Genomic DNA, 14,545 nt, shown 5'->3' with positions numbered 1-14,545 from the left:
GTTCCAGCCGGGGCGGAGCTTTGTCGTGCAGCGGGAACGTCGGAGTCGTCGGCCGGCGGCTAGACGACCTTGAGGGTGACGACGGACCCTTCCGGTGCCTCGGTGTCCTTCGGGTCCTGTTCGCGGACGGTCCCGAAGAAGCCGCCGAAGATGTTCTCGATCCGGACTTCAAAGCCGAGCGCCTCGAGCTGCCGCCGGGCGTCGCTGACCTGCTTGCCGATGAAGCTGGGAACCTCCACCAGCTTCGGGCCCTTGGAAATCGTCAGCGTGACCGTGCCGCCGCGGGTGAGGTTCCCGGTGGCGGGGTCCTGGCCGACAACCGAGCCCTTGGGGACGTTCCGGTCGAAGACGGGTTCCGGGGCGACGGCGGCCTTGAGGCCGGCGGCCTCCACGGCAGCGACGGCCGCCCCCTGCTCCTTGCCCCGCACATCGGGCACCGGGAGGGGCCGCGGCCCCTTCGACACCGTCAGGGCGACCGGCGTCCCGTGTTTGGCGGGAGTGCCCTTGGCGGGCTTCTGGGCCAGCACGGTCCCTGCCTTGGCGTCCTCGTTGTAGGCTTCCGTGACGGGGCCCAGGGCCATGCCGGCGCCGTTCAGGGCCGTCTTGGCCGCGTCCAGCGGCTTTCCGGTGAGCTCCGGCAGCGGGAACAGCTGCGGGCCCTTCGACACGGCCAGCGAGACCGGCTGGAATTTGCGGACCACCTGCCCTGCCTGCGGTTCGGAGCCGACCACGAGCCCGGGGGCGACGTCGTCGTCGAAGACGTCCCGGGTGGTGGAGTCGAAGCCGGCCGTGCGCAGCAGCTGCTGCGCCTCGGCAACGGTTTTGTTCGCCAGCTGCGGGATGGTGCCCTGCGATCCCGGGCCCATTCCGAAGAACCAGCCGGCCCCGGCCGCGAGCAGGGCCGCCACCACCAGCACGAAGATCCAGAGCAGTCCGCGGCGCCGCGGGTTCCCGGGCCGCAGGGTCCGGCTGGGCGTGGCGGCGGCCCGCTGCCGGGCCTTCTCCGCGTCCCGGTCCTGCTTGCGCAGCGCGCGCTTGCTGGCCGGCGCCGGGTGCGCGCCGGCGCCGTCGTCCGCGTATCCGAAGGGTTCGGGCTCAGCCGGGGCGGCGAGCGGGCCGTAGCCGCCCGGGCGTGCCCGGCCGGAGAGGACGGTGGTGGGGTTGCTGCCGCGCCGGATGACTTCGGTGGGAAGCTGGGCACCGCCCAGCAGTTCCGTGTGTGCGTCCGCGGACGACGCGGCCGGAGGCGCGGACGCCGCGGCGCCGGCTGCTGCCGCGGCCGGGGGGCGGAGGTCCAGTTCCGCATCGGTGAGGTTGGTCCGGATGTGGCGGAGCTCCGAAAGGAGGGAGTAGCCGTCGACCGGGCGCTTCTCCGGGTCATTCGCGGTGCACCACTGGACCAGTTCGTCGAGTTCCTCAGCCAGTCCGGGGACCAGTTCCGACGGCGGGCCCACGGTCGAGTTCACGTGCTGGTAGGCGACCTGGATGGGGACGTCGCCCTCGAACGGCTGCCGTCCGGTGAGCATCTCGTAGAGCATGATGCCCAGTGAATAGAGGTCGCTGCGGGCATCGGCCTGCCGGCCCATCACCAGCTCGGGGGAGAGGTATGCGACGGTGCCGATCAGCGCGCCGGTGCTGGTCGTCGTCGTGACCGCCCGCGCCAGGCCAAAGTCGCCGATCTTGATCCGGCCGTCGTCGGCGATCAGGACATTTTCCGGTTTGACGTCCCGGTGGATCAGGCCGGCGGCGTGGGCGGCGCCCAGGCCCTCGACGACGGGATCGATCAGCGCCAGCGCGAGCCGCGGCGTCAGGGCGCCCTTTTCCTTGATCACGTCCCGGAGCGTGTGGCCCTTGATGTACTCCATGACCAGGTAGGCCAGCGGCCCGTCCTCGCCCTGGTCCAGCACCCCCACGACATGCGGGTGCGACAGCCTGGCCGCGGCCTTGGCCTCGCGGCCCAGCCGGTCCAGGAACTGGGGGTCGCCGGCCATATGGGGATGCAGGACCTTGAGCGCCACATCCCGCTCCAGCCGGCGGTCGGTGGCGAGATAGACGGTCGACATGCCGCCGCGGGCCAGCCGTGACCGAATCAGGTACCGGTTGTCCACCAGGGTCCCGACGAGAGCGTCCGATGAGTATTCCTGCACCCTTTGATCCTAAGCTCTGCACGGAAACGGGCCCGGATTGACGTGCAATCCGGGCCCGTTGCCGTGCCGGCACGGCAGCCGCCGCACCCTGTGGTGATGGTTAGCTGAACTTCTTCTGCAGCGCCTTGATCGAGGCGACGTAGGCCTTCGTATCCTCATACATGCCCCGGGTGTTGACCGAGTACTGGCCCTGGTAGTACCCGGCGATCGCGTAGTCCAGGTTCTTGCTGGTGCTGACCAGCTGGCGGATGATCGCGATGCCTGCCATGGCGTTGTCGTACGGGTCGAGCAGGTTCAGTTTGCGGCCGACCAGCTCGGAGGCCCACTGGCCGGAGGACGGGATGACCTGCATGGTGCCAATCGCGTTTGCGGGGGAGACCGAGCGGTGGTTGAAGCCGGACTCCTGGTAGGCGAAGGCCATGGCCAGGGAGGGGGCCACGCCCATGCGGCGGGCGGTATCCGCGACGATCTGCTTCATCTGCTCGTTGCTGGGCACCGGCGAGGCATTGAGCAGCGCCTTGTTCTGGTTGGCCGAGCTGACGACGGCCGAGGGGTAGCTGAAGCCCAGGAAGGAACTCGGGACCAGCGGGGTCACGGCGGCCGGCTTCTGGCTCGAGGCCGGCTTGATGGTGCCGGTGCCGGCGCCCGGGATGACGAGCTTGTGGCCGGGGTAGATGATGCTGCTCATGGTCAGCCGGTTCGCGGAGAGCACGGCGGAGAGCTTGACCCCGTGGCGTGCCGCGATGCCGGAGAGCGTGTCGCCGGACTTGATCGTGTAGGAACCGGAGCTGGCCGGGGCGGCCGGCCTCGGTGCCGGGGTGGCGGCGGGCTTCGGTGCCGCGGGCCGGGCGGGAGCTGCTGCCCCGGCGCCGGTCTTGATCCGCTGGCCCGGGTAGATCACCGAGCGCATGCTCAGTCCGTTGCGGTGGAGCAGGTCGGAGAGCTTGACGCCGTGGCGGGCGGCGATCCCGCTCAGGGTGTCACCGGACTTCACCGTGTAGAGGCTGCCGGTGGCCGCGGCCGCCGGCTTGGCGGCGGGTTTGGCGGCGGCCTTGGCAACGGGCTTGACGGCGGCGGCGCGGGCGACGGGAGCCGTTGCGGCTCCGGTGAGCCGGATCTTCTGGCCGGGGTAGATGACCGTGTTGGCCCGCAGCCGGTTCAGGGTGAGCACGGACTGCGTGCTCAGGCCGTAGCGGTGGGCGACGGCGCTGATCGTATCGCCCCGGGCGATCGTGTACTGGGCCGGAACGGCGACTTTCGCCGGGCGCAGCGTTGCGGGAAGCGTGGCCGGAACCGACCCGGCGGGAATGACGGAGGCCTGCGCCGGGGCTTGGGCCTGGGCCTTCATGGCCGCGGCAAGCGTGGCCGGGATGGTGGCGGGCCGGGACTCGGCGGCAGCGGGCTGTGCAACGGCCAGCGAGGAGAGTACGACCGCAGGCAGCGCTGCCGTCGTCGCCGCAATCAGCGGGAGGCCGGGCCTCGGGGTGGACTTCGGCGAACGTGTCGTCGTCATGCGGTAAATCCTCTTCTCAGCGGCGAACGCTGCATTTCAGGCCGGTGTTACTGCTGTTAACAGTGTTACTGGAGATACTGCAGTTACAAATGTGATCTAAGCGAATCTCTCATGAATTGCGAAATAGCACAAGAAGTGTTTGACATTATGCAAGCCCGGTTTCTCTCCGGGCGTGTCGGGCCTGCCCGGGAACGGGCCTGCGGCGGCGCCGCGGCCCCTTGCGTCCGGCCGGGAGGAACCCGCGGATCAGGCCGTGGCTGACTAGGCGCATACACGCCCGGCATGGCAATCTTGATCCGTGAGTACTGTAGAAAGCCTCGTAGTCGAATGGCTGCCCCTGCCCGACGTAGCAGAACTGCTGAACGTTTCCATTACTAAGGTGCACGCGCTGCTGGATGAGCGCGCACTGGCGGCTGTCCGGGTCGGTGAGCGCAGGATCCGCTCCGTGCCGGCAGCGTTCATCCAGGACGGCCACGCGGTGGAAAGCCTCAAGGGCACGATCGTGGTCCTCGCCGATGCCGGTTACTCGGACGAGGAACTCATCACTTGGCTGTTCACTCCGGACGAGTCGCTGCGCGGCCGTCCGATCGATGCCCTCCGCGAAGGACGCAAGACGGAGATCCGGCGCCGCGCCCAGACCATGGCCTGGTAGCACCACTGGGCCGCCTTAGCCGGCCAGTGGTTGACCATATAAAGGAGGGCCGTGCCCGGCGTTGCGCCGGGCACGGCCCTCCTTTATATGCAGACGCCTTCCGGGCCCGGGCCGTGACGCTAGGCGGTGCGGCTGACGGTGGCCTCGGCCAGCTTCCGCAGCGCCGTTTTAGGCAGTTCGTCCAGTGGAAGCAGCTCCAAAGCCTCGAATGCCGCCTTGCCGAATTCCTCGATCAAGACTTCGGTGGCCTGCAGGGCGCCGCAGTCGACAATAATGCGCCGGATTTCTTCGACCTCATCCTCGCCCAGGTCCGGCCTGCCGAGCCTGCCGTCGATGAAGGCGGACTCTTCCGCGGCGGCCAGGTCCAGGGCGAACGCCACCAGCACCGTGCGCTTGCCCTCCCGCAGGTCATCGCCCGCCGGTTTGCCGGTGGTGACCGGATCGCCGAAGACCCCGAGGACGTCGTCCCGCAGCTGGAAGGCCTCGCCAAGGGGGAGCGCGAAGGCGGAGTAACCGCGCAGCAGCTCGTCGGAGGCGCCGGCCAGCGCGCCGCCCAGCGCGAGCGGATGCTCGGTGGAATATTTGGCTGACTTGAACCGGATGATGGACTGGGCGCGGCTGACCGCCCCGGCGCGGTCGCGGCGCGGTCCGGCCACCTCTTCGAGGATGTCCAGGTACTGTCCCGCCATGACCTCGGCCCGCATCAGGTTGAAGATCAGCCGGGCCCGGCTGCCGGACGACGCGCGGTCGCCGATCTCGGTGAAGGATTCCTCGCTGAAGGACAGGCACAGGTCGCCGGTCAGGATCGCCGCCGCGTGGCCGAAGCGCTCCGGGTCCAGGGCCCAGCCCTGGTTGGCGTGCAGGTCGCTGAAGCGGCGGTGCACGCTGGGGCCGCCGCGGCGCGTGTCCGAACGGTCGATAATGTCGTCGTGGATCAGCGCTGCCGCCTGGAACAGCTCCAGCGCGGTGCCGGCCGTGACGACCTCGCCGGCACCGGCACCGCCGCCGGCGCCCCGCCAGCCCCAGTAGCACATCAGCGCGCGGAGGCGCTTGCCGCCGGTTACGAGGTTGGAGATCGAGCCCATCAGCGGGTCGATGTCCGGGGAGATGGCGGACATCAGGGCCGTGCGGGAGGTCAGGAAGTCCGTGAGCTTGCCCGCGACGGCCGCAACGAAGTCCGCCTGCTCTACCCGCAGGTCCTCTGCCAGGCTCACTTGACCGACTCGGGGGCGACGTTGGCGCCGATCGTGAAGGTGGAGACCCCGGAGGCCTCGACGACGGCGAGATTCACCGTCTCGTTGCTGCCGCGCAGGAAGTCCTTGGAGGAGACGGAGCCGACCTTGTCGCCGGGAACCGCCTTGAAGCCCTGGCTTTCCAGCTTCTTGCTGTAGAACGCCACCACGCCGGCCTTCGGCGCGGAAACCTTGCCCACCAGCGCGATGGTCGCTGGGGCTGCGGTCTTATCGAAGCTGCTCGATTCGACCCGGGCGCCCGGCATCAGCGGGAGCAGCTTCTGCGGGAAACCGTCGACGAGCGCGCCGACGGTGGCCGACGTGCCCGGTTCCGCGGACGGGCTGGGAGGAGCCGTGGTGGAGGCGAGGACGGTGGGCTGCGCTGCCGGGGCCGATGACGCCGGCGCCGCAGCGCCCGGGGCAGGGGTGCAGGCTGCCAGCACCAGCAGCGCGACGGCGGCGGTCACTGCCATGGCGCGGTCGCGCTCTCCAATAACCTTCACAGGGGTGTTCCTCCTGGTCTCGACGGCGGATTCAGCCTCCAGTTTAGTCAGTCCCTGCGCATAGGATTGGTGTGTGCGGCCGGAGAGTGAAGACAGTGAGCGGGACAGCGCAAGCCGGCACGCGGAAAACCAGCTCGGCAACGCCCAGCTGGGCGACACCCGGCCCCGCGCGAACCGCCTGGACGAGGAGACCCTGCGCGAACTGCGCCGCAGCAGCATCCTGCACGTCGATATGGATGCCTTCTTCGTCTCGGTGGAGCTGCGCAGCCGGCCTGAGCTCAAGGGCCGGCCCGTCATCGTGGGCTACCCCGCGGACCGTTCGGTGGTGCTCTCCGCTTCCTATGAGGCCCGGAAATTCGGGGTGAGGTCGGCGATGCCCATGGCGGTGGCGGTCCGCATGTGCCCCTCCGCCGTCGTCATCGAACCCCGGCACAAGCTGTATTACGAGGTATCCGGCCAGATCATGGCGATCTTCGGATCCATCACGGACCTGGTGGAGCCGCTGAGCGTCGACGAGGCCTTCCTCGACGTCGGCGGTGCCATCCGGCGGCTGGGGCCGCCCCGGGAGATCGGCGAGCTGATCCGGCGGCGGGTCCAAAGCGAGCTGGGCATCACAGCGTCGGTCGGCATCGCGGCCAGCAAGTTCGTGGCGAAGATCGCGTCCACCCGGTGCAAACCGGACGGGCTGCTGCTGATTGGTCCGGATGAGACGGTGCCCTATCTGCACACGCTGCCGGTCAGCGCGCTGTGGGGGGTGGGCGCCAAAACCGTCGAGGTCCTCGCCCGGATGGGAATCCGGACGGTCGCCGACGTCGCGGCGACGCCGCTGCCGTCGCTGCGGAAGATCCTGGGCGCCACCGGCGAGCATGTCCACCGCCTGTCGTGGGGAATTGATCCCCGGCCGGTGACGCCGGTCCGGGCGGAAAAGAGCATCGGCGCGGAGGAGACCTTCGCAGTGGATACCGGCGACGACGCCCTGCTGCACCGGGAGCTCCTGCGCCTCTCGCACCGCACAGCCGAGCGGCTCCGGAACGCCGGCATGCATGCCAGGACCGTTGCGCTGAAGCTGCGCTACGCCGACTTCTCCACGATCACCCGCAGCCGCACCGTCAGCACGCCCATCGACAGCGCACAGCTGCTCTACGGCGTCGCCGTGCAGTTGCTGGAATCCGTCGGCCCGCGTCCCATGACGGTGCGACTCGTCGGCATCCGGGCGGAGCAGCTGGAGGAAGCGGCGCAGGCTCCGCTGCAGCTCAGCCTGGACCGGCGGGACGACAACTGGCGCGCCGCCGAGCAGGCCCTGGACCGCGTCACCCGCAAATACGGAAACAAGTCGGTCCTGCCGGCCCGCTTGCTGGACCCGGGCAACGGATCGCGCTAACCGGGCGCCGGGCGGGCGTCTTTCAGAACGGGGCCCGACAAACTATCCTAGATATACGTATTTACGAACGACTGGATCAGGCGTTCGGCCCTGCAACTGAACACCTTCACAGGAGGCGTGCCTCCACCTCCAGCCAAAGACGGCGAAGGGGAACCGGCCGGGCATCCCGGACGTTGGGCGTTTAGGGACAAAGTGCCGCGCCAAGTCTGGACGTTGGCCGACTGAAGGAGGTCGTGATGCCGCTCTCGGAGCACGAACAGAAGTTGCTGGAGCAACTTGAGAAGCAGCTGCACGAGGACGATCCCAAGTTTGCCAGCTCGATGGGCTCGGATCCGGGTCGTTCCTGGTCCACCCGTCACCTGGTCATCGGGGTCCTCGGCGCCGTCGCCGGGATCCTGTTGCTGTTGTTGGGCGTCACGCTGCAGAACATCGTTGTGGGCGTGCTCGGTTTCCTGGTCATGGGCGGCGGCGTTTACTACGCGACCATGCGCAGCTCGACCGGCACCTCGAAGCCGGGGGCCGCCGGACGCAAACCGGGCAAGCAGCGCAGCTCATTCATGAGCAACCTCGAAGAACGCTGGGACGAACGGCACCGCGGAGAGTCCTGACGGCGCCAGCCCGACACCTCCTGCCGGACGGCCACCGTCTGAGCCTTATCTCCTCATCGATACCGCCCGAGCGATAACGCCTGACTGAGACCGCCTGCGCGCCGCCGGCGCGGGCCTCCACTTCCCCCCACCACTTTCCCCGACACCTCCCAGACCACGCCTCCCTGGTGTTCCAGGAGCGGCGGACAGGTCGGCTGAACCGCCCGCAAGAGACCCGCTCCGGCGGGTCTTTCGCCTTTAATCACCGCTCCTGCGGCCCTGCAGCCGCCCTCAAGCCGCCCCCTCGCTGCCAGGTGCACCGTGCGGTCCAGGGGGAGCCGGCACACGCGCCCGCTCCGGTCGTTGCGGCAGCGCGACCGGAGCGTCCCACTGGGTCGGTGCGGCGCCGTCACCTGCGGCCGGGGCGGCCAAATCCCTCCACTGCGCCCCACTTTCGCCGCCTCCCTTTACTGGCGCGGGACACGCGCGCGGAAATTCACTCAAAATGGTGTGCAAAATCCCCGAATGTCGTTGACGGGGGAGCGAAGTGGAGTAATGTGGAGGACGTAAGAGGGTAGTGGCAGCACAGGGGACGTTGGACTTCCTACAACAGACAGGCGGTGGGCCGTGTTTCTCGGCACTCATTCGCCGCGTCTGGACGAAAAGGGTCGAATCATCCTGCCGGCAAAGTTCCGCGAGGAACTCGCCGCCGGCCTGGTTCTCACACGGGGCCAGGAACGTTGCATCTACGTTTTCAGTGAGGCGGAATTCGGCCGGGTTCACGAGCAAATGCGGGAGGCTCCCATCTCCTCCAAGCAGGCCCGTGACTACATCCGCGTTTTCCTCTCTGGAGCCTCCGACGAGGTACCTGACAAGCAGGGGCGCGTGACGATTCCGCCGGCGCTCCGGGAGTACGCAGGACTCGGCAGGGAGCTGGCCGTCATCGGCGCCGGCACCCGCGCGGAGATCTGGGACGCCCAGGCCTGGAACGAGTACCTCGCCGAAAAGGAAACAGCCTTCTCGGAAACCGACGATGCCATCCCGGGAATTCTCTGAAACCCCGCAGGCACCGTCACCGGCACCACCACAGCACCACCAGCAACCGCACGTTTCTTGATCGAGATCTCCAGCCGCCCATCCGGCAGCTCACCTGGCTCACTTCCCCGGAGCCAGGCGGACCGCAGGGTAGGCGCGGATGGGGATCTGGATCAAGAAGCCTTACCAAAAGCCCGGCCCGGCCCGGGCTTTTGCCGCAGCTATCCACCCCACGAAAGGACGAAGGCATGAGCGAAGACTCCAATCCGTCGAAGCCTACGTCCGAACGCCATGTACCGGTCCTCAAGGACCGGTGCATCAATTTGTTGGCCCCCGCCTTCGAGGCCGCCCGGAGCCGCGGCGAGACCCCCGTCGCCGTCGACGCGACGCTCGGCATGGGCGGTCACTCCGAAGCCATGCTGCAGCGCTTCCCGGACCTCCACCTGATCGGGATCGACCGGGACGAGGAAGCCCTCGCCCTCGCGGGGGAGCGGTTGGAGCCCTTCGCTGACCGGACCGACCTGGTGCACGCCGTCTACGACGAGATTCCCGACGTACTCGCGGACCTCGGCTTCACGGAGGTGCACGGGATCCTGATGGACCTGGGCGTCTCCTCCCTGCAGCTCGACGAGCGCGAACGGGGCTTTGCCTACTCGTTCGATGCCCCGCTGGACATGCGGATGGACACCAGCCGCGGCCAGACCGCCGCCGACGTCGTCAACACCTACAGCGAAGAGGACCTGGTCCGGATCATCCGGAAGTGGGGCGAGGAGAAGTTCGCCGGCCGCATCGCCAACCGGATCGTCGCTGCCCGCGAAGCGAAACCGTTCGCCACCACCGGTGAACTCGTCGAGGTCATCAGGGCCGTGGTACCGCCAGGAGCAGCCAAGACCGGGGGACACCCCGCGAAGCGCACCTTCCAGGCCCTGCGGATCGAGGTCAACGAGGAGCTCGACGTGCTGGAGCGCGCGATCCCCGCAGCTGTCGCCTCGATCGCCCTCGGCGGCCGCGTCGTCGTCATGTCCTACCACTCGCTGGAGGACAAGATCGTCAAGGGCGTCTTCCAGGCCGGCTCCAAGTCCTCGGCCCCGCTCGGTTTCCCGGTGGAACTCGAAGAGCACAAGCCCGAACTCAAGACCCTGACCAAGGGCACCGAAGTCCCCACCGCCGAAGAAGTCGCTGAAAATCCGCGTGCCGCCTCCGCCAGGCTGCGCGCCGTCGAACGCATCAAAGCCAGGAGAGTCGCATGAGCACCGCCGCCGTCAACAGCTTCCCCGTTGCCACAGCTGCGACAGCACGTGCCCTCCCCGGAGCGCACCCGGCGTCCCGCCCGTCGCGCACACCGCTCTCTGTCGTCCGGACCGTTCCGCGCAAGCGCCGGGCACCCTTCGTCGTCATGTGCTTCGGCATCCTCGCGCTTGCCCTGATGGCTGTCCTGGTGTTGAACATCTCGGTGTCCTCGTCCCAGTACCAGCTGGTCCAGCTCCGTGCCGAGCAGTCCACCCTGACCAAGCAGAACCAGGACCTGACCCAGCAGGTGCAGAACTTCGACGCGCCGCAGAACCTGGCCGCCAAGGCAGCCGAGCTCGGCATGGTGGCGTCCACGGCCAAGGGCCAGATCGACCTTTCCACGCTGTCCGTCACCGGCAAGGCCAAGGCCGCCGTCAAGGGTGACGCCCCCGGCGCCGTGATCGCCGCACCCGCAGTGGCCGGGCAGGTCAACGTCGTCCCCTCCGTCTCCGGCAACGAGCCGCTGTTGAACCGCAAACCGGCCGAAAGCCGCGCCGCCGAGGCACCCAAAGCCCAGGAACCCAAGGCGCAGGCGCCGAAGGCCAAGGCACCGGCGCCGGCCGTGGACCTGCACGGCGGATCCGTCCCGGCGCCGGCCCAGAAGACCCCCGGAAAGTAGACCGCAGGACCAGCACCCCGACAGGCAAGCAGCAAGGAAACATCGTGGCGCAGAACACCGGCAAGGCACGCACCCGCACGACGCCGAGCGCCACCCGGCGGCTGCGGCTCGGGCTGGGTATCATGCTCTCGCTCCTGCTGGTAGTCGGCGGCAAACTCTTCCTCGTCCAGGGCCTCGACGTCGGGGGCATGGCCGAGGCCGCGCTGCAAAACCGGCTCAAGCCGATCGAGCTCCCCGCCGAGCGCGGCAGTATCATCGACGCCAAGGGCACCGTGCTGGCCAGCAGCGTGATCCGCTACAACGTCGTGGTCGACCAGACGGTCAACACCAACACCGAATCCTTTCCGCGGCTGGAAAAGGTTGACGGCAAGGACACCATCGTCGAAATTCCCCGCGACCAGGGCATCGAAGAACTCGCGGCAGTCCTCGGCATGAAGAAGGACGACCTGAAGGACGCCCTGACCGGCAAGCAGCGCTACTACATCGTGGCCAAGGACATCCGGCCCGACGTCGAAGACCGCATCTCCAAACTCCAGATCCCGGGCATCGTGACCGAGGGCACCAGCAAGCGGGTCTACCCCAACGGCTCCGTTGCCGGCGGGATCGTCGGCTTCCTGCGCGACGGCACGACCGGCCAGGCAGGACTGGAGCAGACCCAGGACGAGGTGCTCCGGGGCACGGCCGGCAAGCGGCTCTTTGAAATCGGCGCCGACGGGCTCCGTATTCCGGTTGGCGTGGACCAGCTCACCCCCGCCGTCAACGGCAAGGACATCAAACTCACCCTGAACTCGGACCTGCAGTACTTCGCGCAGCAGGCCATCCAGAGCCAGAAGGACAAGCTCAGCGCCGAGTGGGGCATCATCGTGGTCGCTGACGCCAAGAACGGCAACATCATCGCCATGGCGGACACCGATGCCCCGGACCCCAACGACCCGGGCAAGGTGGCCGCCGAGGACCGCGGCGTCCGGGCCGTGACAGCCGCCTACGAGCCGGGCTCGGTGGAGAAGATGATCACCGCGGCATCGGCCATCGAAGAGGGCACGGCCCGCCCGCTGGACACCTTTATCATCCCGCCGACCTACACCGTGGACGGGCAGACCTTCACCGACGCGTTCGAGCACGGCACGGAACGCCGCACCCTGGCCGGGATCGTCGGCTACTCGATGAACACCGGCACCGTCATGGTCGGCCAGCGGCTGAGCAAGCAGAAACGGTACGACTGGCTGAAGAAATTCGGCATCGGGGAGGCCCCGGACATCGGACTCCCCGCCCAGACCAAGGGCATCCTGACGCCCGCGGACCAGTGGGACGGCCGCCAGCAGTACACCGTGCTGTTCGGCCAGGGCGTGGCGCAGTCGACCCTGCAGACTGTCCGGGCCTACCAGAGCATCGCCAACGACGGCGTCATGCTCCAGCCCCGCCTGATCGACAGCTACATCAGCCCCGACGGCACCGAGGAAAAGGTGCCCGCCAAGCCCAGCCGGCAGGTGGTGTCGAAGAGCACCGCCCGGCAGGTCCGCGACATCCTGGAAAGCGCGGTCACGGAGGGCGAAATCAAGGACGCCGCGATCGACGGCTACCGGGTGGGCGCCAAGACCGGTACCTCCGAATCGCCCTGCGACGACGGCAAGTCGGGCTTCTGCGGTTACACCGCCTCCATGATCGGGATGGCACCGATGGACGATCCGCGGTTTATTGTTGAAGTGGTCCTGCAACGGCCCAAGGGCAGCATCTACGGCATCACCAACGGACCGGTGTTCCGCTCCGTGATGAGCCAGACGCTGCGGACCTACAACGTGGAGCCGTCCACCGGCAAGCCGGTCAGGCTGCCGCAGTACGCCAAGTAGCACCACGCAGCACCACCAGCAGTACCACCAGTTCCACGCAGAGGGGCCTGCGTGCGGGGCGATGTCCCGCGCACGGGCCGCCCCGGCACCACCAACGGAGATCGCCTTGTCAGAGCTCAATGCCCAGGAAGCGGCCGCGCCGTCCGGCCAGGACTCCGCGTTCCGGCCCACGGCCGTCACCGCCGTGCCGCTGGAAACGATCGGCGACTGGATCGGCGTCGTCGTCCCGGGCGCCTCCGCCGGGGTCCCGGTCACCGGAATCTCGCTGAACTCACGGTCGGTGCAGCCGGGAGACCTGTACGTCGCCTTGCCGGGCGCCGCACGCCACGGAGCGGACTTCGTCGCCGGCGCGGTGGAGGCCGGTGCCGTGGCAGTCCTGACCGACGACGCCGGTGCCCGCCTGCTGGCGCTCTCCAACGACATCCCGGTCCCGGTCCTGCTGGCCGAGGAACCGCGCGCCCTGGTGGGCCGCCTCGCCTCGCTGATCTACCGCAGCCGCCCGGAGGACGCCCCGGCCCCGGCGCTGTTCGGGGTGACCGGAACCAACGGGAAAACGACCACCACCTACTTCATCAACTCCCTGCTCCGTGCCCTCGGCCGGAAGACCGGGCTGATCGGCACCATCGAGATCCTCGCCGGCGGGGACCCGATTCCCAGCCTGCTGACCACCCCTGAGTCCACCGACGTCCACGCCCTGCTGGCCCTCATGCGGGAACGCGGCCTCGACGCCGCCTCGATGGAGGTCTCCTCGCACGCGATCTCCTTCCACCGCGTCGACGGTGTGGTCTTCGACGTCGCCGGCTTCACCAACCTGACCCAGGACCACCTGGACCTGCACGGGACCATGGAGGAGTACTTCGAGACCAAGGCCCGGCTCTTCACCGCCGAGCGGGCCCGCGCCGCCGTCGTGACCGTTGACGACGAGTGGGGCCGACGGCTGGCCGCCCAGGCCGACATCCCGGTGACCACCCTGTCCACCGTGCCCGGCGCCGCCCCGGCGGACTGGACCGTGGTCGACCCGCGGCCCCGCGGTCTCGGCACTGAATTCGGCCTCCGGCACCGCGACGGGACGGAGCTCCGCCTGCACACCGGCCTGCCCGGCAGCTTCAACGTCGCCAACGCGGCCCTGGCCGCCGCCATGGTCCTGGCCGGCGGCAGCACCGCCGCCGAGGTGCAGTCCGCCCTGGACGCCGCCGACCCGTTCACCGTCGCCGTCCCGGGCCGCATGCAGCTCGTCGCGACGGCGCCGGCCGCCGTCGTGGACTTCGCCCACAACCCGGACGCCCTCGCGCGTGCCCTCGAGGCCGTGCGCTCCCCGGAGCCGGAGGCCAAGGTCATCATCGTCTTCGGCGCCACCGGCCAGCGTGACCAGGGCAAGCGCCCGGCCATGGGGGCCATCGCCGCCCGGCTCGCGGACACCGTGATCGTCAGCGACGACGACCCGCACGACGAGGACGCCGCCGCCATCCGCGCCGACGTGCTGGCCGGGGCACTGGAGGCCAAGGCCGCCGAAGGGCTCGGCTGCACCGTCCTGGAAGTCTTCCCCCGCGACGCCGCCATCGCCAAGGCCGTGGAACTGGCCGCCCCGGCGGACACCATCCTGGTCGCAGGCCGCGGCCACGAGGTCTGGCAGGAGGTCAAAGGCGTCAACCTGGCGCTCGATGACCGGGTGGAGCTCCGGAACGCCTTGACAGCCCGAGGATTCACCGTTCTCGATGACCAGCGGATAGAGTCCTAAA

At 68.8% G+C, this 14,545-nt stretch carries 12 protein-coding genes; 8 read left to right on the top strand and 4 right to left on the bottom strand.

Annotated features, from left to right (window positions below):
* Positions 1-59: 59 nt before the first annotated feature.
* Entirely contained in the window at positions 60-2,147 is a 2,088-nt protein-coding gene (gene pknB / locus ACTWLI_RS15575; RefSeq protein WP_445154658.1) for a Stk1 family PASTA domain-containing Ser/Thr kinase, read from the bottom strand.
* 100 nt (positions 2,148-2,247) lie between these two features.
* Positions 2,248-3,660 (bottom strand): LysM peptidoglycan-binding domain-containing protein, encoded by a 1,413-nt coding sequence (locus tag ACTWLI_RS15570; RefSeq protein WP_445154657.1) that lies wholly within the window; start codon positions 3,658-3,660, stop codon positions 2,248-2,250.
* Positions 3,661-3,958: 298 nt separating this feature from the next.
* Here ACTWLI_RS15570 and ACTWLI_RS15565 point away from each other — a divergent pair, with 298 nt between their 5' ends.
* A complete protein-coding gene (locus tag ACTWLI_RS15565; RefSeq protein ID WP_445154656.1) occupies positions 3,959-4,312 on the top strand; it encodes an Rv2175c family DNA-binding protein in 354 nt (117 codons plus the stop codon).
* 119 nt (positions 4,313-4,431) lie between these two features.
* Here the strand turns inward: ACTWLI_RS15565 and ACTWLI_RS15560 are convergent, their stop codons facing one another.
* Positions 4,432-5,526 carry a polyprenyl synthetase family protein gene (locus tag ACTWLI_RS15560; RefSeq protein WP_445154655.1) on the bottom strand — a complete coding sequence of 365 codons (1,095 nt, stop codon included), beginning with the start codon at positions 5,524-5,526 and terminating at the stop codon, positions 4,432-4,434.
* Positions 5,523-6,047 (bottom strand): hypothetical protein, encoded by a 525-nt coding sequence (locus ACTWLI_RS15555; RefSeq protein ID WP_445154654.1) that lies wholly within the window; start codon positions 6,045-6,047, stop codon positions 5,523-5,525. Before ACTWLI_RS15555 ends, ACTWLI_RS15560 begins: the two co-directional genes overlap by 4 nt.
* 178 nt (positions 6,048-6,225) lie before the next feature.
* Here ACTWLI_RS15555 and dinB point away from each other — a divergent pair, with 178 nt between their 5' ends.
* The 7 genes from dinB to ACTWLI_RS15520 all read left to right on the top strand — a co-directional run bounded on the left by dinB (position 6,226) and on the right by ACTWLI_RS15520 (position 14,544).
* Entirely contained in the window at positions 6,226-7,428 is a 1,203-nt protein-coding gene (gene dinB / locus ACTWLI_RS15550) for a DNA polymerase IV (RefSeq protein WP_445156206.1), read from the top strand.
* A 236-nt stretch (positions 7,429-7,664) separates the two neighbouring features.
* A complete protein-coding gene (locus ACTWLI_RS15545; protein WP_445154653.1) occupies positions 7,665-8,036 on the top strand; it encodes a DUF3040 domain-containing protein in 372 nt (123 codons plus the stop codon).
* Between the two features lie 606 nt (positions 8,037-8,642).
* Complete coding sequence (mraZ, locus tag ACTWLI_RS15540) at positions 8,643-9,071, top strand: division/cell wall cluster transcriptional repressor MraZ (protein WP_056740915.1); 429 nt, start codon at positions 8,643-8,645, stop codon at positions 9,069-9,071.
* Positions 9,072-9,298: 227 nt separating this feature from the next.
* Positions 9,299-10,300, top strand: coding sequence for a 16S rRNA (cytosine(1402)-N(4))-methyltransferase RsmH (gene rsmH, locus ACTWLI_RS15535; protein WP_445154652.1), 1,002 nt, complete (start codon positions 9,299-9,301; stop codon positions 10,298-10,300).
* A complete protein-coding gene (locus tag ACTWLI_RS15530) occupies positions 10,297-10,959 on the top strand; it encodes a hypothetical protein (protein ID WP_445154651.1) in 663 nt (220 codons plus the stop codon). The genes rsmH and ACTWLI_RS15530 overlap by 4 nt, the downstream gene beginning before the upstream one ends.
* A gap of 44 nt (positions 10,960-11,003) precedes the next feature.
* Entirely contained in the window at positions 11,004-12,806 is a 1,803-nt protein-coding gene (locus tag ACTWLI_RS15525) for a peptidoglycan D,D-transpeptidase FtsI family protein (RefSeq protein ID WP_445154650.1), read from the top strand.
* A 106-nt stretch (positions 12,807-12,912) separates the two neighbouring features.
* The gene (locus ACTWLI_RS15520) at positions 12,913-14,544 is read left to right on the top strand and encodes a UDP-N-acetylmuramoyl-L-alanyl-D-glutamate--2,6-diaminopimelate ligase (RefSeq protein WP_445154649.1); all 1,632 of its coding nucleotides are present in this window, start codon (positions 12,913-12,915) and stop codon (positions 14,542-14,544) included.
* Position 14,545: the final 1 nt, after the last annotated feature.

The organism is Arthrobacter sp. Hor0625 (assembly GCF_052567525.1).
The sequence above is the reverse complement of the archived record's forward strand: the minus strand, read 5'-3'. Positions and strand labels throughout refer to the sequence as shown.